This is a genomic window from Nocardia sp. XZ_19_385, assembly GCF_015355755.1.
Lineage (GTDB): Bacteria > Actinomycetota > Actinomycetes > Mycobacteriales > Mycobacteriaceae > Nocardia.
In genome coordinates, this window is record NZ_JACVEE010000001.1 from 873,572 (window position 1) to 892,865 (window position 19,294).

Genomic DNA, 19,294 nt, shown 5'->3' on the forward strand with positions numbered 1-19,294 from the left:
GTCCAGTACACCCACCGGCGGCTACGAAAACAGCCGCACACTCAGCGAAGAGGGTGCGGCTGTTGGGGTTTCGGGAACTACGCTTCGGGCTCCGAACGGGGAGCGCGGGTGGCCGCGGCGGCGGCGCGGACCTGCGGGGCGACCAGGACCACCTGGCCGAGAACGCCGTTGATGAAGGACGGCGAGTCGTCGGTCGAGAGTTCCTTGGCCAGTTCCACGGCCTCGTCGACGGCGACGACCGGCGGAACATCGTTGGCGTGGAACAACTCCCACACCGCGATGCGCAGGATAGCGCGATCCACGGCGGGCAGGCGGGACAGCGTCCAGTCCTGCAGGTAGGACTCGATGGTGCCGTCCACCCGGTCCAGGTCGTCGGCGACGCCTTCGACCAGGGTGTGGGTGTAGGCGTGCACCGGGGCGACCGCCTGATCGCCGCGCGCCAATTCGACACGCTCGGACAGCAGGTCGGCGACGTCGACGTCGCGGGCCTCCGCTTCGAAGAGCAGATCGACCGCGCGGCGCCGGGCCTTGTGCCGGGTACCGAGCTTCTTGAACTTCTTGTCTTCCGGCTGCTGAGGCACAGTCACATTATCCGCGCGTCAGGAGTTGACGCGGCTGATGTAGCTGCCGTCGCGGGTGTCGACCTTCAGCTTGTCACCCTGGTTGATGAACAGCGGGACCTGCACCTCGGCGCCGGTCTCGATGGTGGCGGGCTTGGTGCCCGCGCTGGAGCGGTCGCCCTGCAGGCCCGGCTCGGTGTGGGTGACCAGGACCTCGATGGAGACCGGGAGCTCGATGAACAGCGCCTCGCCCTCGTGCATCGCGATCTGCACGCCCATGTTCTCCATCAGGAAGCCGCCCGCCTTGCCGACCGTCTTCTCCTGCAGGTGGACCTGGTCGTAGGTCTCGCCGTCCATGAAGATGTAGTCCGAGCCGTCGTGGTACAGGTAGGTCATGTCGCGACGGTCGACGGTGGCGGTCTCTACCTTGACGCCCGCGTTGAAGGTCTTGTCGACGACCTTGCCCGACACCACGTTCTTCAGCTTGGTCCGCACGAAGGCGGGGCCCTTACCCGGCTTGACGTGCTGGAACTCGACAATCTGCTGGAGATTGTTGTCGATCTTCAGCACAAGGCCGTTCTTGAAGTCGCTGGTGTCCGCCACTGTTCTCGGATCTCCTCGTTCGTCACAGGTCGTACCGGCGTCACTCGACGACGGTCAGGTCTTTGCTGGTGTTGGTGAGCAACTCCGGGCCCCCTTCGCGCACCACGAGCGTGTCCTCGATCCGGACCCCGCCGCGGCCGGGAAAGTACACACCGGGTTCGACGGTCACCGCCACGCCGGAGAGAAGTGTACCGGTTCCGGTTTTCATGATTCCCGGTGCTTCGTGGATCTGTAGTCCGACGCCGTGCCCGAGACCGTGCGAGAACAGCTTGCCGTGCCCGGCCGCCTCGATGACCGAGCGCGCGGCGGCGTCCACGTCGACGACCTCGGCGCCGGGGCGCAGCGCCTTGCGCCCGGCCCGCTGTGACTCCTCGACCAGCTCATACACCTCGCGCTGCCAGTCGCTGGGGGCGCCCAGGACGAACGTGCGCGTCATATCGGAGTGGTAGCCGCCGACGACGGCGCCGAAGTCGAGCTTGACGAAATCTCCGGTTTTCAGAACCGCCTCGGTCGGGCGGTGATGCGGAATGGCGGAGTTGGCGCCGGCGGCGACGATGGTCTCGAAGGAAATCGCCTCCGCGCCGTGCTCGAACATGGCCCATTCCAGGTCCCTGGCGACCTGCCGCTCGGTGCGGCCGGGACGCAGTGCACCGCGTTCCAGGATCGTCGCCAGGCCGGCGTCACCCGCGTCGCAGGCGGCGCGCAACTGGGCCACCTCGTAGTCGTCCTTGATCATGCGCAACTGTTCGACCAGCCCGGCGATCGGGACCAGTTCCAGGCCCGTCTTCTGCTCGGCGAACCCGCGCTGCTGGTCGACGGTGACGATGTGGCTTTCGAAGCCGACCCGGCCGACCTGCCATTCCCCCGCCAGCTCCATGATGCGGCGGGCGGTGGCGCGGGCGATCTCGGCGCGTAGATCGGGCACCTGCTGGGCGACCTGGTCGCGGTAGCGGCCGTCGGTGCCGATCACCGTGCGCTCCTCGGCATTGCGCATTTCCCACGCGTGCACCAGCAGTGCGGCGTTGGATCCGGTGAAACCGGTGAGGTACCTGATGTTCACCAGATCGGTGACCAGCAGGGCGTCGACCTCGTTCTCCATCAACAGACTCCGCAACGCGCTCCGGCGCGCCGCATAGTCGGGCTGGGTCCCCGCGTGATCAGCACACATGGATCCAAACTACCGCCGACACGCCGAATAGCGGAGCCACAACACGAGACCGGCGATCAGCTGGCATCGCTTCGTTGCCGCTCCGTGCCCCTGGGGCGGCACGTAGCCCGTCGGCAGTCGACCACTCGTAGAGCTGGAGCCCACCGATCACCCTCTGGCTGTCGAACAGCGAACCGGTATCACCATGGCCCGGGTCCAATGGATCGCCGAACAAATCTTGCACGTCACCCCGCTGACCGACTGAACAGCGAACATCCGCTGCTGCCGCATAGCGCGCTGATCGAACCGGCCACGCGGCACGGCATTGCGAGGGCACTATCGGATTGCCAGGAACTCCGGCTTGACCTTGCCCCTGGGGCAAGGTTTCAGGATTGCGCACATGAACGAGAACGCACTCGACACCACCGTCTCAGCCCAGCTCAGCGAGCAGATCGCCGCCTATTGCGAAGCCAACTCGATTCCCGGATTCGTCGCCGGGGTCTACCACTCCGGGGAGCAGATCGTCCTGGCCCACGGCACGGCCAATGTGACCACGGGCGCACCCATGCATACGGACACCGGATTCCTGCTCGGGTCGGTCACCAAGGTAATGACCACCACCATGGTGTTGCAGCAGGTCGAGCGAGGATTGCTCGATCTCGATGCGCCGGTGGTGAAGTACCTTCCCGAGTTCGCATTGAACGTGCCGGGCGCGGCGGACGGGATTCTGGTGCGGCATCTGCTCTCACATTCCAACGGAATCGACGCGGATCTGTATTTCCCGGAGGCCGAGGGTCCTGATGCCGTGCGGAGCTACGTCGACGGGCTGGCGACCGCGGGCGGTACCCTGTTCGAACCCGGGGAGCAGGTCAGCTACTCCAATGGCGGCATGATCGTCGCGGGCCGGTTGCTGGAAGTGGTTACCGGGCTACCCTTTTCCGAGTTGATCGACCGTGAGATCTATCGGCCCGTCGGGATGACGGCTTCCAGCACCTCGGCCGGGCAGGCCATTCTGCGCAGCACCGCCATCGGGCACTTTCCGAACCCGGACACCATGGCGGCCGAGCCCACGCGCATGTTCGCACTGCCTCAGACCTGGGGTCCGGCGGGTGGCACAGCCATCGGCACCATCACCGATCTTCTCGCCTTCGGGCGCACGCATCTCGCAGGCGGTGTGTCGCCATCGGGAACTCGGGTGTTCTCGGCTGAATCCGCGGCGGTCATGCAGCAAGTCTCGGGCGATATGGTCTCGCCGAACGTCCCGCCCATGGGTCTGGGCTGGGTGCGCTATCCCTTCGGCGACACGACCGTGCTGGCCATGTCCGGCGCCTCGCCGGGCGGCGTCTCCATCCTGTGCGTCGTGCCCGAATTCGACCTGGTATTCACGGCTTTCGGCAATACCCCGGGTGCGGTCATGCTGCAGGATCAGTTGTTGCAGTGGTTGCTGCGCGAATATATCGGCGTCGAGATCCCCACGCTGATAACAGAATTGACACCGGACTTCGATCTGACCCCGTATACGGGCACCTACCGGTCCAATCAACTGCGCATCGATATCGGTGTCGTCGACGGGAAGCTCGAAGAACGCACCACCTACGAACCGGCGGACGCCGCACAGGAAGCGGTCTTCACCGCATTCGTCGGGGGCGTGACAGCAGCGCCGCCGCAGCGTTATGTGCCGATTCGGCCCGGCCTGTTCGCACCCGAGGGTTACCCCCTGGAACTGTTCGACGGATACCTGCGACTGTTGCTGGTGTCCTTCCACGACATCCGCGACGGCCGAGCAATCTTCCGCAACGGCGGCGGACGTCTCACCCGCCGAGTGTGACGGATTCGCTAGCCCGCGGCGGTGAAAAGATATCGGCCATGATCACGATCGGGCAGCTCGCGGATTACGCCGGAGTGACCACCAAGACCATCCGCCACTATCACGAGCGCGGGCTGCTCGCGGAGCCGGAGCGCGACTCCTCCGGCTATCGCCGCTACACCGCGCAGGACGCCATCGACCTGGTCAAGATCAGGACGCTGGCCACCGCGGGCGTCCCGCTGGCCCGGGTCAAGGATCTCCTCGACGCCGATCCGGAAACGCTCGCGGCGGCCCTCGCCGAGATAGATCGTGAACTGCGCGAACGCATCGGCGAGCTGCGCCGAACCCGCGGACAGCTCGCCCAGATACAGCGCGGCGAAAGACTTTTCGTCTCCGCGGATGTCGCCGACTATCTGGATCGGTTACGCGAGCTCGGCATCAGCGAGCGTCATATCCGGTTGGAACGCGACGGCTGGATCCTGCTGCAGACCGCATCGCCGGAGGATGCCGCCGAGTGGATCGCCGAAAAGCTCACACTCATCGCCGATCCCGAATTCCGCGCCATCTGTCTCGACCATGACGCCGCCTACGACTGGTCGCCGGATGATCCGCGGCTGCGGACGCTCGCGGATCGAGTGCGCGACTGGCATGCGGGCCGCCCTCCCCCCAGCGCGCCGCGCCACCCCGCACTCGCCCAGTTCGTCGCCCGATCTCAGGCCGGAGTCTCGTCGCCGGCCTGGGATCAGCTGGTCGAACTGCTGCGAACCTGAGGGCGCGGAGGTCCCTCAGTCGCGGGTGAGCGCCGCGATCACGGGGATTGCCGACAGCGGCTCGGGATCGCGGCGGGCCGGAGCCCGCAGCGCCCATGAGGCCAGGGTGAAAGCCGTGAAGAAGAGCGGGCCGACCCATTTGGCGGCAGGGTCGCCGACCGCCAGGTGCGAAGCGGCTGCGCCGACGTAGACGAATACCAGTCCGGCGTATGCCCATTCCTTCAGTCGTGGAAAGCGAGGCACCAGGAGTGCGGCGACGGCGAGCAGCTTCGCGACACCGAGGATGGTGGCGAAATACATGGGGTATTCGAGAACGGCGAAGGTGTCGACGACGTATTGCGTGCGAGCGAGATCCCAGTACGCACCGACCACGGATTCGGTGAGGACGATGCCGGTGGTCGCCGTGAAGATGGCGAATCGAACTCGGGCCGACCAAGTTTCGCCCGCGATCGAGTTGAGGGAGACGCCCGTGCGCGTGGCGGCGGGCGGTTTGATTGTTTGCGCGTTCATGATCCGGGTTCTCAGCGTTCGTCGATGATGTCGCCGGTTTCGGCCGTAGCGTCCGCGGTGAGCCCCATGGTGGCGGCCACCAGCGGGAAGTCTTGCGAAGCCCCGATCGCGGTGAGCATTTGTTCCGCGGAATCCCAACGCCAGGTATCGAGATAGCTGCCGTCTTCGAGACGGGTGAGGCGGGTCTCGGTCAATCCGGGGTTGGCCCCGCGGATTCCGTCGATCAGGATGGCGCGTTTTGCCAGCAGCTCATCGAGCTGACCCGCGCCGACGCGGTAACGGTGGATACGGACGACAGACATGAGAGACCTCTACCGATCGGTGGACGTTGACTTGTTGACAACGAAAAGCCTCACACCGCAAGACAATTGCTGGTAGTGCGCTGAGCACCTGCTGCGTGTGCACGATCACCGGATGGGGTTGTGCAATCTGCATACCTTGCCGGGGGTATCCACACCGTCAGCGAGAACTCGACGCCCGGCGAAGTAACCACCGAGTGTGCGGCACGAGGAACAAATGCCTGGATGGTGCGGTAAGGAGCGACATCACATGATCAGAGTGCTGATCGCCGAGGATATGCGGCTGCTACGCGAAACCCTGATGGCAGCACTGGAATTGGAGGATGACCTCCGGGTCGTGGCCGCGCTGGACAGCGGTGACGCCATCGTGGGCACAGCGATCGCCGAGCAAGCCGATGTCGCCCTGATCGATATCGACCTGCCCGGTACGGACGGGCTGACGGCCGCCGCCGCGATCCACGAGCGCCATCCCAGCTGTCGAGTGCTCATTCTCACCGCACTGGCCAACCCCGCCCATCTGCGACGGGCCATGCTCATCGGAGTGTCCGGCTATCTGCTCAAGGACACTGCCCACCGGGAACTCGTGCGGGCGGTGCGCACCGTCGCCTCGGGCGGACGGGTACTCGACCCGGGTCTGGCCATGACCGCATTACGCACCCCACCCAGCCCACTCACGGCGCGCGAAGCGCAGGTGCTGCGCCGCTACGCCGAAGGCGCGGACCCCAAGGAGATCGCGACGCACCTGCACCTTTCCTACGGAACGATCCGCAACTACCTGGCCTCCGCCGTCACGAAACTACAGGCGCGCAATCGTGTCGACGCCGTACGCCTCGCAACCGACTCCGGCTGGTTGTGACCGCCATCGCCAGTAGCACGGACTCGAGTCCAGAAACGCCCGGCCATCGGCCGGACGTTTCTGTTGTCGATGCTGTAGGTGCCCCTGGCGGGAGACGAGATGTTCACATCCGCGGAAGTTATCCCCATTTTCGGATCGGGGGTTGAATCCGGCGCCGCGCGGACGAGGGTGGAGGACATGGAAATCCTGGCGTTCGCGGTACTCACGGGGTGGTGTGCGGTGCTCAGTGGGTGGGATCTGTGGCAGCGGCGGCTGCCCAATGCGCTGACGGGGCTGCTGGCGCTGGGTGTGCTCGGGTATGCCTTGTTCACAATGCAATTCACGGCGGCGGCAGTCGGGGCGCTGTTGCTGGCGGCGCCGTATCTGCTGGTGCACCTGGTGACGCCGGATGCCCTGGGCGCGGGCGATGTGAAGCTGGCGGCCGGTCTCGGAGCGGCAGCTGGTCTCGGCGGTGCGCAGGCTTGGGTGTGGGCGGCGGTCGGCGCGCCGGTGCTTACCGCGTTTGTCGGGATCACAGCCTTGTGCGCCAATCGAATTCGCCGCGGAGCTGCGACGGAGGGCCCATATCCGGTGCCGCACGGACCCGCGATGTGCGCCGCGACTCTGCTCGGTTTGGTCGCCGCGCCGCCCTGAGCCGCCGTTGCGCTACCCCACCCCCATCGCGATGACCTCTGTGAAGCGGGCCGGACCGCCGCCCAGGCACGTGCCCGCAATCACAATCGACCAGATTCCGAGCCTCGGGTACCAGCATGAAAGGATATAAGGCGTGCTGCGCTGGATAACTGCCGGAGAATCCCATGGTCCCGCTCTCGTCACCATCCTCGAGGGGATGGTCGCGGGTGTCGAAGTGACGTCCGACGAGGTCTCCGCACAGCTGGCGCGCCGGCGGCTCGGGTACGGGCGCGGCGCCCGGATGAAGTTCGAGGCCGACAAGGTCACCCTGGTCGGCGGCGTCCGCCACGGCCGCACCATGGGCGGCCCGGTCGCCATCGAGGTCGCCAACTCCGAGTGGCCCAAGTGGACCACCGTCATGTCCGCCGACCCGGTGGATCCCGCCGAGCTCGCCGACCTGGCCCGCAACGCGCCGCTCACCCGGCCGCGCCCGGGTCACGCCGACTACTCCGGCATGCTCAAGTACAACTTCGACGACGCCCGCAACGTGCTCGAACGCGCCAGCGCCCGCGAGACCGCGGCGCGCGTCGCGGCGGGCACCGTGGCGCGGAACTTCCTGCGCCAGGCGTTCGGCGTCGAGGTCATCTCGCATGTGGTGTCCATCGGCACCGCCGCCAACACCACCGGTGTCGTCCCGACCGCCGCCGACCTGGCCGCGATCGACGAGAGCCCCGTGCGCGCGTTCGACAAGGACGCCGAAGCCGCCATGATCGCCGAGATCGAAGCCGCCAAGAAAGACGGCGACACCCTCGGTGGCGTGGTCGAAGTGGTCGTCGAGGGGCTGCCCGTCGGCCTCGGCTCGTTCGTCAGCGGCGCGGACCGGCTGGACTCGCGACTGGCCGCCGCGCTCATGGGCATTCAGGCCATCAAGGGCGTCGAGGTCGGCGACGGTTTCGAGACCGCGCGCCGCCGCGGCAGCCAGGCGCACGACGAGATGAAACCCGGCCCCGACGGCGTGCTGCGCTCCACCAACCGCGCCGGCGGCCTCGAAGGCGGCATGACCAACGGTGAACCGCTGCGCGTGCGCGCCGCGATGAAGCCGATCTCCACCGTGCCGCGCGCGCTGTCCACCGTCGACATGACCACCGGCGAGGAAGCCGTCGCCATCCACCAGCGCTCCGATGTCTGCGCCGTGCCCGCCGCCGGCGTGGTGGCCGAGGCCATGGTGGCGCTGGTCGTCGCGCAGGCCGCGCTGGAGAAGTTCGGCGGCGACTCGCTGGTCGAAACCGTCGACAACATCAACAGCTACCTCAAGCGGATCAGCTCTCGGCCGCACATCCCGCTGTGCTCACCCACCCCGCCGGCTACGCCGTCTGCCACCCCCGAATGATCGTCCAGACCGATCCACGCGCCCCGCGCGTGGTGCTGGTCGGCCCGCCCGGAGCGGGGAAATCCACGATCGGCCGCAAGCTCGCCAAGGAACTCGGTGTCGAGCTGTTCGACACCGACGCCGGCATCGAGTCCGACACCGGCCGCACCATCCCGGAAATCTTCGCCACCGACGGCGAACCCGAGTTCCGCAAGATCGAGGAGCGGGTGGTGCGCCGCGCCATCCTCAACGAGCGCGGCGTGGTCTCGCTCGGCGGCGGCTCGGTGCTCTCCGCCGACACCCGGGCGCTGCTGCGCGGGCGCACCGTGGTGTACCTGGAAATCAGTGTCGCCGAAGGCCTTCGGCGCACCGGCGCGAGCAGCCAGCGACCGCTGCTGAACGGCGCTGATCCGGGCGCGAAGTACCGGGAACTGATGCGCAAGCGCCGCCCGCTGTATCGCGAGGTCGCGTCCATCCGAGTCCGCACCGACGGGCGCAGCCCCGGACGAGTCGTGCGAATGATCCTGGTGAAGCTGGGTGTCGAGCCGTCGACTCCGGACCCGGTCGCGGCCGAAACCACCGCCGCGGCAACCCCCTCGGGCAACAGCCGATCCCGTGCCCGCCGCCGGGCTCGCGCCCGCGCCGCCGCCGCACGACGCGCGGACCCCGCCGGCGCCGGAGCCGACGCCACAGAGACGACTGAAAAGACCGGCGTCCCTGCGGAATCCGCCACCGAGGCCACCAAGTCCTCCAGGCGTCGAGGGCGCCGCCGCAGCAGGCGAACCGCTACCGGAACGAACGGCGCGCCGCCCAGCGACAGCGCTGACTTACCGAACGACAGTCGAACGCCCGCTGCCCCGCGCGACACCGCGGAATCCGGCGCTCACCCACGCGGACGCCGGACTCGGCGCAGCGGCCGTGCCGGATCACCCGAAAACTCGAGCCCCGGTGCGGAACTCGGCACAACAGACAATCCAGCCTCCGCAGCACCGGCCGGTTCGCCTGCCCACCAGAGTCAGCCGGTCGGCGAATCCGGAGAGGCCGGAACGGAATCCGGCCGACGGGCCTCCCGCCGGCCGCGGCGTGCTCGTCGCGCGGCAGGTGCGCCGAGCGGCGTCGACTCCGCGGGTGCCGAAGCCGAGGCCCCGACCCGGGCGGCTCGGCGAGCTCCGGGCGCATCGAACGACTCGGCAGGCGCTCCGGCGACCGCGGCCCCGGCGGCAGGTCCCACCGGAAAAGCCGCCGATAGCACCACTTCCAGCGGTCGCGCCCGGCGTGGCCGTTCTCGCCGCGGTCGCGGGCGAGCCCAAGACCCTTCGGCACGAACAGAATCGGAGCAGACAACGTGAGTGAGCCGACCCGTATCGAGGTACGCACGGCCGACCCGTATTCGGTGATCATCGGGCGCGGGCTGCTCGGTGAGCTCGTCGAGTCGGTCACCGGCGCGACCAACGGCGTGCGCACCGTGGCGATCTTCTATCAGCCGCCGCTGGCCGAAACCGCCGAGGCGGTGCGGAAAGCCCTGGCCGACGCCGGACTCGACGCGCACCGGGTGGAGATCCCCGACGCCGAGGCCGGTAAGGATCTGCAGGTCGCCGGTTTCTGCTGGGAGGTGCTCGGCCGGATCGGGCTGACCCGCAACGACGTCATCGTGAGCCTGGGCGGCGGCGCGGCCACCGACCTGGCCGGTTTCGTCGCCGCCACCTGGATGCGCGGCGTGAACATCGTGCACGTGCCGACCACGCTGCTGGCCATGGTGGACGCGGCCGTCGGCGGCAAGACCGGCATCAACACCGAGGCGGGTAAGAACCTGGTCGGCTGCTTCCACGAACCCGCCGCGGTCCTGGTGGACCTGGCGACCCTGGAAACGGTGCCGCGCAACGAAATCGTCGCGGGCATGGCCGAGATCATCAAGGCCGGTTTCATCGCCGACCCGGTCATCCTGGAACTGGTGGAACGCGACCCCGCGGCCGCGCTGGACCCCACCGGTGACGTGCTGCCGGAGCTGATCCGCCGCGCCGTCCAGGTCAAGGCCGATGTGGTCGCCGCCGACCTGAAGGAATCCAGCCTGCGCGAGATCCTCAACTACGGCCACACCCTGGGCCACGCCATCGAACGCCGCGAGCGCTACCGCTGGCGGCACGGCGCCGCGGTCTCGGTGGGCCTGGTGTTCGCCGCCGAACTGGGCCGCCTGGCCGGTCGCCTGGACGACGCGACCGCGGATCGGCACCGCGCGGTACTCGAAAGTGTCGGACTGCCGACCACTTACGACGCCGACGCCCTCCCCCAACTGCTCGACGCCATGCAGACCGACAAGAAGACCCGCTCCGGCGTCCTGCGTTTCGTGGTGCTCGACGGCTTGGCCAAGCCGGGCCGCCTCGAAGGCCCGGACCCGACGCTGCTCGCGGCGGCCTACTCCGCCATCGCTCGCGAGGACAGCCCCGCCGGTGGCGGCGCGATCCTGCTGTAACGGCCACCGCCACAACGGCTTCGGCACAAACGCCCCGGTATCCGCACTCGGATGCCGGGGCGTTCTGCGATGTCAGGCCGCGGTGCCCGCGTGTTCCTTCCGCGTGCTTGCCTTCTCGAACCGCCGCTCGGCCACCATGCGCCCGATACCGACACCGGCCAGCGCGGGCAGGAAGATCAGCAGCAGGATGAACGCCGCCGCCGCCGTCATCTCGAACAGGATCGCATTATCACCGAGATCGAACCGCGGCAGATGATCCAGCAACCAAGACACCAGCCCCATCCCGAGCCCCCCGGCCACCGCCGCCTTCAACCAGACAATCGTCAGATCCGAACCGTGCTCCGGATCCGGATGCACCTCCCGATCCTTACGCCCGTCGAGCACACCCCACGCCACGACGACACCGACCAGCACCGCCAGGCACAGCATCCGCATCCACGAGCCTTGCGTCGGCCATTCCACCATCGCGAACCCGAGCAGGGTGCGCATAGCCACCACCAGCCCCCCGAGCAGCACGGCCCGCATAACCCAACCAGTCATGGCCAACACCATAACCCCCAGCTCCACGGATCCGAACTAGAACGGGTATCAGAAATTCGCGTCACTCGATGAGCTGCGAAACCAACCGACTGCCGACAAGCTTGTACTCCCCGCCAACCAACTCGTACATCGTGGCAAAGCCATCGATATCGTCGGATTCCGCGTCACCTCGAATGATCCAGTAGTGCGGGATGCCGAGCATCGCGTCGATCCTCAACTTCTCGATCGCGTCATGGTCTTCGCTGTCCCGCGAGACTGCTTCGATGACAGCATGGATGTCCGCCGAGTCGTGCGTCGTGCTGTTCTTCGCCGGGCGGTAGCCGTTGCGGAAAACGACGCCATCGGCAACAAAGTTGTTCTTCCCGGTGCCGCCGCGCGCGAATCCGCTGTCGGCGACGTACTGTTCGCCCGAGATCTCGAACCCGCGGCGAATCCAGGTCTCGAGCACCATGAACACGATCCGGAAGTGCCAGAACGTGACAGGCATGAGCGTCAGCTCCAATCGTCCGGATCGCAGCTCCCAGGCCCATCCCCGGGGCACGCTCGGCAGTTCGTCGAATTCGGCACGGGTGCGGACGCCTGTCATCGGCAAGTCGATCTGCGCGGTCATGGCTCCCTCCGAGTTCCCGATCGTTCGTACACGGTCCACTCAGCATAGGTGCTGGATCGCTGTTCGGCCGGTCCTAACCGACGCCCAGTGCTGCGGCCATTTCCGCGCGCGGCGCCGGGCGGCCGGTGAATTGCTCGACTTGGCCGTAAGCCTGATTCAGGAGCATGTCGAGTCCGCTGACGACCGTTCCTCCCGCACGAGTGACGGCTTCGGCCAAAGGGGTAGGCCACGGGTTGTAAATGGCGTCCAGGACGACCGGTGACGCGGCCACGGCGTCGGCAACCACCGCTGCGGCTTCGGAGGGGATGGTGCTGACGACGGCGCCGGCGGTCGCGCAGACCGAGCGGACGAGGTCGGGGTCGAAGTCGATGACGGTGGCGGTCATGCCGAGGCGTTCGGCGAGATCCAGTGCGTTGCGGGCTCTTCCGGAGTCGCGGGCGAGCACCGTCACGGATTTGGCGCCGAGTTCGGAGAGGGCGAGCAGGGCCGGGCGGGCGGTGCCGCCTGCGCCGAGGACGACCGCTTCGGTGATAGAGCCGACTCCGCCGCCGCGTAGGGCGCCGAGCACGCCATCGACGTCGGTGCAGTCGGCGCGCCAGCCGTTCTCGGTGTGCACCAAGGTGTTTGCCGAGCCGACGAGGACGGCGCGTTCGGTGCGCTCGTCGGCGTAGGCGAGGGCGGCTTCCTTGCCCGGCATGGTGACCGAGAGGCCGACCCACTCCGGGCCGAGGCCGTCCACCAGTCCGGGCAGCTGTTCGGCCGAGCATTCGATGCGCTCGTAGGTCCACGGCAAGCCCAGCGCGCGGTAGGCGGCCAGGTGCAGCTGGGGTGAGCGGGAATGCGAGATCGGTTTGCCCAGGACCGCGGCTTTGCGTACCTCAGCGCCCACTGTCCAGGATTCCGCTCTCTTGGGCCTTCTTGATGTTGCGCAGGTGTTCGGCGTAGCTCTCGGTGAACAGCGTGGTGCCCTTTTTGTCGATGGTGACGAAGTACAGCCAGTTGCCGGGTTCCGGATTCTCCATGGCGCGCAACGCGTTCAGCGACGGCGCGGCGATGGGGTTGGCGGGCAGGCCGGGCATGGCGTAGGTGTTCCACGCGTTTTTGGTGGCCCGGTCCTCGTCGGTGGTGGCGACCTCGGTCTTGTCGAGGGAGTAGTTCACCGTGGAGTCGAATTGCAGCGGCTGGTCGATCGCCAGCCGGTTCACGATTACCCGCGCGACCTTGCCCATGTCCTCCGGCGTGGCCTCACGCTCGACCATCGAGGCCGCGATCAGCGTCTGATACGGGCTCAGTTTCGTTTCCGCGCCGGACTGCAGCAGCCCGGTCGATTCGTAACTGGCCGCGCTCTGCGTGATCAACTGCCGCAGGATCTGCTGCGGCGTGCCGCTCGGATCGAAATCCAAGGTGCCCGCGGCGATCAGGCCGTCGAGCTGCCTACTGCGATCGGGTGCGGCGCGCACGTCGTTCATCGCCCAGGCGGGAACGCCCAGCGCGGCGAGATCGGTGCTGGAACCGGCGGCGGCAAGCTGATCGGCGGTGACGCACTTCTGCTGCGACCCCGTGCCGACACAGCTGGCGGCGGCGATCTTGGTGTAGATACCTTCCGAGCGCGCACCGGTGTTCACGTCGTGCTGGTCGTGCAGCAGTTTGCCTTCCGCGACCACCAGATTGCCGACCCGCGAACCCTTACCCACCAGCGTGGTCACCGCCTGCGCGGCGGGGATCTGGCTGGGGATGGCGTAGTAACCCGGCTGCACCGAGGTCATATTCGAATTCCGCATGGCCGCTTCGAAGAACGCGGCACTGCTCTTCACCACGTCCTTTTCCAGCATGGTGTCCGCGATCTGGGTGGAGGTGTCACCGGGATGCACCTGCACCACCACCAGCGCGCCACCGGGTCCGGCGTAATCGGCGGGCGGGCCGAAGGATTCGGCGAACTTCTTCACCGCGAAACCGGCGGCGCCGGCGAACAAGATGATGAAGACGCCGGCGATGATCCACAGATTGCGGCGGCGGCGCTTGCGCTCGGCCGCTTTCCGGGAGGCGGCACGGGAACGCTTGCTGCGCGGCGACTTCGGGGCCCGATCGGGCTTGGCCCGCTTGGTGGCGCGGGAGTTGGTGCGCACCGCCTTGCCTCGTTTCGGCGGTTCCGGCTCGTCGGGTTCGTCGTCGTAGTCGGGATCGAGATCGCCCGCGGCGTCGTAACCGTCGTCCTTGGCCGGGTCGTAGAGTGCCGGGCCCTCGTAGAACGGTTCGTCGTCGGTGTAGCGCGGGATGACGGTGGTGTCGTCGTCGTAATCGTCCCAAGCCTGGGGGTTCGATCCGGTCGCCGCGCGCCCGCGGGGCTCGTTGCCCCACGCCCGGTCGTCACGCCGGTAGCGCCGATCAGCCTCGCGCTGCCGGAAACGTTCTTCGGCCCGCGCCCATCGATCCGTCATGCATCGCCCTCCGACGACGCACCACGTACCTCTTCGCCCGACCTCAACACCGCACTCCGTTCGTCCAACCATCCTTGCAGGATCGACACGGCCGCCGCCTGATCGATTACTTGGCGCTGGCCACGCGTGCGTACTCCACTGTCCCGCAATGCACGTGCAGCTGACACCGTAGTCAAACGTTCGTCGGAAAGCCGGATCGGCACGGGAGCGATAGTGGCCTGCAAACGCCTGGCGAATGCAATGGCCAATCCCGCGGCAGTACCTTTCTCCCCGCGCAATGTTCGGGGCAGGCCGACAATAACCTCCACGGCCTCGTACTCGCGCACAATTTCGGCAATCCTCGCGATGTCGGCCGCCGGACCTCCGCCGCGCGCACCGGATTTCGCGCGCGGCACGGTCTCGACGGGTGTCGCGAGAATGCCGTCAGGGTCACTTGACGCCACGCCGATGCGGACGCTGCCGACGTCGATCGCGAGGCGCCGGCCCCGCCCGGGGTCGGTCGCCGGATCAGGCCGGTGACCGCCCGCGGGCAGTGCTGAATCTGAAGTTTCGGAGTCCATCAGGCGGCCAGTTCGGCCACCTTGGCCCGGACCGCCGTTAGCCCGGTGGCGATCCCCGAGGGATCCGAACCGGCGCCCTGCGCCATCTCCGGCTTGCCGCCACCGCGACCGGCGATGCTGGGACCGAAGGCGCCGACCAGATCACCGGCCTTGTAGCCGAGTTCCTGGGCGGGCTTGTTCACGGTCACCACGAACGGCACCTTGCCGTCGGCGTTGCCGAGCAGCACCACGATCGCGGGATCGGTGCCGAAGCGGCCGCGGATGTCGGTGGCCAGGGTGCGCAGGTCACCCGCGCCGACGCCCTCGGGTGCGGCCACCGCGACCAGCAGCACGCCGCCGATCCGCTCGGCCTGCTCGACGAAGGTCGACACCGAGGACAGCACCGCTGCCATCTTGGAGCGTTCGAGTTCCTTCTCGGCCACCTTGAGCCGCTCCACCAGCTGCTCGACGCGGGCGGGCACCTCTTCGGAGGGCACCTTCAGCGAGGACGCGACACCGGCGAGCAGGGCGCGCTCCTTGGCCAGGTACTTGTAGGAGTCAAGGCCCACAAAGGCTTCCACGCGCCGCTTGCCGGAACCGATGGCCGATTCGCCGAGCAGTGTGATCGGGCCGATCTGCGAGGAATGCTGCACGTGCGTACCACCGCAGAGTTCCATCGAGAACGGGCCGCCGATCTCCACGACGCGCACCTCATCGGCGTAGTTCTCGCCGAACAGCGCCATCGCGCCCATTTCCTTGGCCTTGGTCAGGTCGGTGACGAAGGTGTTCACCGGGAAGTCCGCGCCCACAGCGTCATTGGAGACCGCTTCGATGTCGGCCTTCTGGCTCTCCGAGAGCTGACCGGTCCAGTTGAAGTCGAAGCGCAGGTAGCCCGGCTTGTTCATCGAACCCGCCTGCACCGCGTTCGGGCCCAGGATCTGCCGCAGCGCCGCGTGCACCATGTGGGTACCGGAGTGGCCCTGGGTGGCGCCCCGGCGCCAGGCCGGATCCGCTTGCGCGAGAACGACATCGCCCTCGGTGATTTGACCCTGTTCGACCGTGGTCTTGTGCACCCACAGCTTCTTCGCGATCTTCTGTACGTCGTTGACGGCCAGCTTCACCCCGGTCGCGGTGATCGCACCGCGGTCAGCGATCTGACCACCGGACTCGGCGTACATCGGGCTGCGATCCAGGATCACCTCGACAGCCTGACCCGCGGTGGCGACCGGCACTCGCACACCGTCGGCGATGAGCGCGAGCACCTTTGCCTCAGAGGTCAACTCGTCGAAACCGGTGAACTCGGTGGCCCCGCGGTCGACGAGCTCCTTGTAGATCGAGAGGTCGGCGTGCCCGTGCTTGCGGGCCTGCGCGTCGGCCTTGGCCATCGCGACCTGCTCGGACATGAGCGAGCGGAAGCCGTCCTCGTCCACCGAAAGCCCGGCCTCGGAAGCCATTTCGAGGGTCAGCTCGATCGGGAAGCCGTAGGTGTCGTGCAGCTTGAACGCCGCCGAACCCGGGATCGTCTTGCTGCCCTTGGCTGCCACCTCGTCGACGGCGTCGGAGAACAGCTTCGAGCCGGTGTTGAGGGTCTTGAGGAACGCGGCTTCCTCGGCGACGGCGACATTCTTGATGCGCTCGAAGTCGGTGCCGAGTTCCGGGTAGGACGGAGCCATGAGATCGCTGACGACCTTCATGAACTCGCCGATCACCGGCTTGTCCGCACCCAGCAGCCGGGCCGAGCGCACGATGCGGCGCAGCAGGCGGCGCAGCACGTAACCACGGCCGTCGTTGCCCGGGTTGATGCCGTCGGCGATCAGCATGGCGCCGCTGCGGGCGTGGTCGGCGATGACGCGGAAGCGGCGATCACCCTCGGCGTCGACGCCGTAGGAGCTGCCGGTGAGTTCCTCGGCCTTGGAAATGATCGGGCGCAGCAGGTCGGTCTCGTAGACGTTCTCCACGCCCTGCAGCAGCATCGCGACACGCTCGACGCCCATGCCGGTGTCGATGTTCTTCTTCGGCAGCGAACCGATCGGCGGGTGCCCGTACTTGGGGCTCTGCTCGCCGCGAATGTCCTGCATGAAGACCAGGTTCCAGATCTCCAGGTACCGGTCTTCGTCGGCGACCGGGCCGCCTTCCTTGCCGTGGGCGGGGCCCCGGTCGAAGTAGATCTCCGAGCACGGGCCACCCGGGCCGGGCACGCCCATGTCCCAGTAATTGTCGCGGCCGTCGCGGAACTGGATCCGCTCCGCCGGGATGCCGATCTTCTTGCTCCACAGTTCGGCGGCCTCGGGGTCGGACTCGTAGGCCGTGACCCACAGCCGCTCCGGGTCGAAGCCGTAGCCGCCCTCTTCCTGCGACTTGGTCAGCAACTCCCACGCGAGCGTGATAGCGCCTTCCTTGAAGTAGTCGCCGAAGGAGAAGTTGCCGGCCATCTGGAAGAAGGTGTTGTGCCGGGTGGTGACGCCGACCTCTTCGATGTCACCGGTGCGCACGCACTTCTGCACGCTGGTAGCTCGCGGGTACGGCGCTGCCTCTTGACCCAGGAAATACGGCTTGAACTGAACCATGCCCGCGTTCACGAAGAGCAGGGTCGGGTCGTCCAGGCTCAGCGGGGCACTGGGCACCTCGGTGTGGCCGGCACGGACGAAATGTTCCAGGAATCGCCGTCGGATCTCGTGGGTCTGCACAGGTATCCAGCCTACCGGGACGGCGCATCCGGTTTTTCACGGGCCGGAGGCGGCGGCCGGTACGCCGAACGGTTCGGTTTCCAGCACCACACCGACCGGGTCCGGCAGCTCCATGGTGTGACCGAACTCGGTGCGGGAGGTCTGGGCGTACCAGCCTTTGAGCGGGTGGCTGAAGACGAAGACACCGCGGACCGCGCGGTCGACCAGGAGATAGAGCGGGATCTCGGCTTCGGCGTAGGCCTGGGTCTTGCGGGTCCGGGCGCGCTGGTCGGTCGCGGATTCGTGGGCGGTGATCTCGAGGACCATCAGCACCTCGTCCGGTTCCGCCCAGCCGCCGCGCCGCCGGAACGATCCGTCGAGCGCCAAGGCCCCGTCCGCGCGCACCCGGCCTTCCCGATCGGCCTGCACTTTCAGATCGAGTGCGGGATAAAGCCGAAGCTCCTCGCGCTGCCGCAGAATCTGCTGAGTGATCGAGCGCCTGATCTCCACGCAGCTCCGGTCCGGCGCGACCTTCGCCCCCAGCACCCCGTCCAGGAATTCCAGCGCAACCGCCCCGGGCGCATGACGCGCGAGCTCTTCGAACTCCTCGATCAGCAACTGCGGGCCGCCCCCGGCGGTCTGCACGCCCAGCTTTCCGGACTCGAATTCGAGCCGGACGGCGGCGGGTGCGTGCTCGGCGAGCGCTTCGAAATCCGTCTCCGACATCTGCGGGCGGTCCGGCCGAATCGTCACCGAGCACCTCCTCCGGGGTGAGCGTTGGATACCACGCTGAGACGACCCTACGCCCGGCAACCATCCCGCACCCACGATTTCGCCGCTGCAGGATGAGCGCCAATGTGACGCGTGGATACCGTTGGCCCAGAACGTTATCCACGCGTGATGCGGTAAACGATCGGACCGGTTTTACAGCTCAGCGGACCCAGTCTTTGAACCGCTCGGTCTCGAGCGTCACTCCAACCGGATCGGGCAAGTCGATCGCTTTGCCGAATTTGTGGCGACGGACGCTCGAGTAGACGCCATCCTCTGGCTGGCTGTAAACAATCGACTCGCAACTCTCACGATCAACCAGGAGGTAGACGGGAATTCCAGCCTCGGCGTATGCGGCCGGCTTCTCGATGCGATCGCGGCGATCGGTATCCGAGTCGTAGGACGTTACTTCGAGGACCATCAGCGCAGGCGCCGGGTCCACCCACTCCTGCTGCCCTGCGAAAGACTCATCCGGTGCGAGGACACCGTCGGCCTTGGCGCGGCCATTGCGATATGCCTGGACCTTCAATTCGAGTTCGGCATACAGCCAGAGCTCACCCCGGATCGGAAGGATCTGGCGCGCGATCCATCGGATGATCTCTCGATGATCCCCATCCGGCACAGCCTTCACCCCCAGCTTCCCATACAGAAACTCCAGTGAAACCCTCTCGCCCGAATGCTTGGCGAGCTCCTCGAACTCCTCGACAGTCATTTGCGGTCGATCCGCCAT

19 protein-coding genes and 1 pseudogene are annotated in these 19,294 nt (G+C 67.2%); 7 read left to right on the forward strand and 13 right to left on the reverse strand.

Features of this window, described 5'->3' with window-relative positions:
- Positions 1-77: 77 nt before the first annotated feature.
- Genes nusB through IBX22_RS04025 form a run of 3 tightly spaced genes read right to left on the reverse strand, consistent with a single transcriptional unit; the run spans position 78 to position 2,331 of the window.
- Complete coding sequence (gene nusB / locus IBX22_RS04015) at positions 78-581, reverse strand: transcription antitermination factor NusB (protein ID WP_194814017.1); 504 nt, start codon at positions 579-581, stop codon at positions 78-80.
- Between the two features lie 18 nt (positions 582-599).
- Positions 600-1,163, reverse strand: a complete 564-nt coding sequence (efp, locus tag IBX22_RS04020; protein ID WP_194814018.1) for an elongation factor P — start codon at positions 1,161-1,163, stop codon at positions 600-602.
- 40 nt (positions 1,164-1,203) lie between these two features.
- Entirely contained in the window at positions 1,204-2,331 is a 1,128-nt protein-coding gene (locus tag IBX22_RS04025) for a Xaa-Pro peptidase family protein (RefSeq protein WP_194814019.1), read from the reverse strand.
- Positions 2,332-2,710: 379 nt separating this feature from the next.
- On the opposite strand from IBX22_RS04025, the gene IBX22_RS04030 reads away from it, so the two are divergent.
- Both IBX22_RS04030 and IBX22_RS04035 read left to right on the forward strand, forming a co-directional pair.
- Entirely contained in the window at positions 2,711-4,138 is a 1,428-nt protein-coding gene (locus IBX22_RS04030; RefSeq protein WP_194814020.1) for a serine hydrolase, read from the forward strand.
- Between the two features lie 38 nt (positions 4,139-4,176).
- Entirely contained in the window at positions 4,177-4,887 is a 711-nt protein-coding gene (locus tag IBX22_RS04035; RefSeq protein WP_194814021.1) for a MerR family transcriptional regulator, read from the forward strand.
- A gap of 15 nt (positions 4,888-4,902) precedes the next feature.
- Here IBX22_RS04035 and IBX22_RS04040 read toward each other — a convergent pair whose 3' ends face one another.
- Together IBX22_RS04040 and IBX22_RS04045 are read right to left on the reverse strand one after the other, a co-directional pair.
- On the reverse strand, positions 4,903-5,397 hold the full coding sequence (locus tag IBX22_RS04040; RefSeq protein WP_194814022.1) for a DoxX family protein: 495 nt from the start codon (positions 5,395-5,397) through the stop codon (positions 4,903-4,905).
- An 11-nt stretch (positions 5,398-5,408) separates the two neighbouring features.
- Entirely contained in the window at positions 5,409-5,699 is a 291-nt protein-coding gene (locus IBX22_RS04045; RefSeq protein ID WP_194814023.1) for a hypothetical protein, read from the reverse strand.
- A gap of 247 nt (positions 5,700-5,946) precedes the next feature.
- Between IBX22_RS04045 and IBX22_RS04050 the strand changes: the two genes are divergently transcribed.
- The 5 genes and pseudogenes from IBX22_RS04050 (at position 5,947) to aroB (ending at position 11,003) form a co-directional block, all read left to right on the forward strand.
- Entirely contained in the window at positions 5,947-6,552 is a 606-nt protein-coding gene (locus IBX22_RS04050; protein WP_194814024.1) for a DNA-binding response regulator, read from the forward strand.
- A 177-nt stretch (positions 6,553-6,729) separates the two neighbouring features.
- Entirely contained in the window at positions 6,730-7,185 is a 456-nt protein-coding gene (locus IBX22_RS04055; RefSeq protein WP_194814025.1) for a prepilin peptidase, read from the forward strand.
- Between the two features lie 133 nt (positions 7,186-7,318).
- The gene (gene aroC / locus IBX22_RS04060) at positions 7,319-8,554 is read left to right on the forward strand and encodes a chorismate synthase (RefSeq protein ID WP_194814026.1); all 1,236 of its coding nucleotides are present in this window, start codon (positions 7,319-7,321) and stop codon (positions 8,552-8,554) included.
- Positions 8,551-9,069, forward strand: a pseudogene (locus IBX22_RS37255) (shikimate kinase); the annotation flags it as partial. The gene aroC and the pseudogene IBX22_RS37255, both read left to right, overlap by 4 nt.
- A gap of 809 nt (positions 9,070-9,878) precedes the next feature.
- On the forward strand, positions 9,879-11,003 hold the full coding sequence (aroB, locus tag IBX22_RS04070; protein ID WP_194814028.1) for a 3-dehydroquinate synthase: 1,125 nt from the start codon (positions 9,879-9,881) through the stop codon (positions 11,001-11,003).
- A 72-nt stretch (positions 11,004-11,075) separates the two neighbouring features.
- On the opposite strand, the gene IBX22_RS04075 is transcribed toward aroB, so the two are convergent.
- The 8 genes from IBX22_RS04075 to IBX22_RS04110 all read right to left on the reverse strand — a co-directional run bounded on the left by IBX22_RS04075 (position 11,076) and on the right by IBX22_RS04110 (position 19,276).
- On the reverse strand, positions 11,076-11,543 hold the full coding sequence (locus tag IBX22_RS04075) for a B-4DMT family transporter (RefSeq protein WP_228538176.1): 468 nt from the start codon (positions 11,541-11,543) through the stop codon (positions 11,076-11,078).
- A gap of 61 nt (positions 11,544-11,604) precedes the next feature.
- Positions 11,605-12,153 (reverse strand): Uma2 family endonuclease, encoded by a 549-nt coding sequence (locus IBX22_RS04080; RefSeq protein ID WP_194814029.1) that lies wholly within the window; start codon positions 12,151-12,153, stop codon positions 11,605-11,607.
- Between the two features lie 73 nt (positions 12,154-12,226).
- The gene (locus tag IBX22_RS04085) at positions 12,227-13,042 is read right to left on the reverse strand and encodes a shikimate dehydrogenase (protein WP_194814030.1); all 816 of its coding nucleotides are present in this window, start codon (positions 13,040-13,042) and stop codon (positions 12,227-12,229) included.
- Positions 13,032-14,591 carry an endolytic transglycosylase MltG gene (mltG, locus tag IBX22_RS04090; RefSeq protein ID WP_194814031.1) on the reverse strand — a complete coding sequence of 520 codons (1,560 nt, stop codon included), beginning with the start codon at positions 14,589-14,591 and terminating at the stop codon, positions 13,032-13,034. Before mltG ends, IBX22_RS04085 begins: the two co-directional genes overlap by 11 nt.
- Positions 14,588-15,151 carry a Holliday junction resolvase RuvX gene (ruvX, locus tag IBX22_RS04095; protein ID WP_194814032.1) on the reverse strand — a complete coding sequence of 188 codons (564 nt, stop codon included), beginning with the start codon at positions 15,149-15,151 and terminating at the stop codon, positions 14,588-14,590. Before ruvX ends, mltG begins: the two co-directional genes overlap by 4 nt.
- Positions 15,151-17,817, reverse strand: coding sequence for an alanine--tRNA ligase (alaS, locus tag IBX22_RS04100; RefSeq protein ID WP_194814033.1), 2,667 nt, complete (start codon positions 17,815-17,817; stop codon positions 15,151-15,153). The genes ruvX and alaS overlap by 1 nt, the downstream gene beginning before the upstream one ends.
- Before the next feature lie 36 nt (positions 17,818-17,853).
- Positions 17,854-18,549 carry a Uma2 family endonuclease gene (locus IBX22_RS04105; RefSeq protein WP_194814034.1) on the reverse strand — a complete coding sequence of 232 codons (696 nt, stop codon included), beginning with the start codon at positions 18,547-18,549 and terminating at the stop codon, positions 17,854-17,856.
- Positions 18,550-18,727: 178 nt separating this feature from the next.
- Entirely contained in the window at positions 18,728-19,276 is a 549-nt protein-coding gene (locus IBX22_RS04110; RefSeq protein ID WP_194814035.1) for a Uma2 family endonuclease, read from the reverse strand.
- Positions 19,277-19,294: the final 18 nt, after the last annotated feature.

What these genes read in the sequence shown, in the direction of transcription:
- IBX22_RS04030 (WP_194814020.1), top strand. Translation starts at nt 2,711, where the DNA reads ATGAACGAGAACGCACTCGACACCACCGTCTCAGCCCAGCTCAGCGAG.
- IBX22_RS04035 (WP_194814021.1), top strand. Translation starts at nt 4,177, where the DNA reads ATGATCACGATCGGGCAGCTCGCGGATTACGCCGGAGTGACCACCAAG.
- mltG (WP_194814031.1), bottom strand. Translation starts at nt 14,591, where the DNA reads ATGACGGATCGATGGGCGCGGGCCGAAGAACGTTTCCGGCAGCGCGAG.
- ruvX (WP_194814032.1), bottom strand. Translation starts at nt 15,151, where the DNA reads ATGGACTCCGAAACTTCAGATTCAGCACTGCCCGCGGGCGGTCACCGG.
- IBX22_RS04110 (WP_194814035.1), bottom strand. Translation starts at nt 19,276, where the DNA reads ATGACTGTCGAGGAGTTCGAGGAGCTCGCCAAGCATTCGGGCGAGAGG.
- IBX22_RS04045 (WP_194814023.1), bottom strand. Translation starts at nt 5,699, where the DNA reads ATGTCTGTCGTCCGTATCCACCGTTACCGCGTCGGCGCGGGTCAGCTC.
- IBX22_RS04040 (WP_194814022.1), bottom strand. Translation starts at nt 5,397, where the DNA reads ATGAACGCGCAAACAATCAAACCGCCCGCCGCCACGCGCACGGGCGTC.
- IBX22_RS04050 (WP_194814024.1), top strand. Translation starts at nt 5,947, where the DNA reads ATGATCAGAGTGCTGATCGCCGAGGATATGCGGCTGCTACGCGAAACC.
- IBX22_RS04055 (WP_194814025.1), top strand. Translation starts at nt 6,730, where the DNA reads ATGGAAATCCTGGCGTTCGCGGTACTCACGGGGTGGTGTGCGGTGCTC.
- IBX22_RS04080 (WP_194814029.1), bottom strand. Translation starts at nt 12,153, where the DNA reads ATGACCGCGCAGATCGACTTGCCGATGACAGGCGTCCGCACCCGTGCC.
- IBX22_RS04025 (WP_194814019.1), bottom strand. Translation starts at nt 2,331, where the DNA reads ATGTGTGCTGATCACGCGGGGACCCAGCCCGACTATGCGGCGCGCCGG.
- IBX22_RS04075 (WP_228538176.1), bottom strand. Translation starts at nt 11,543, where the DNA reads ATGACTGGTTGGGTTATGCGGGCCGTGCTGCTCGGGGGGCTGGTGGTG.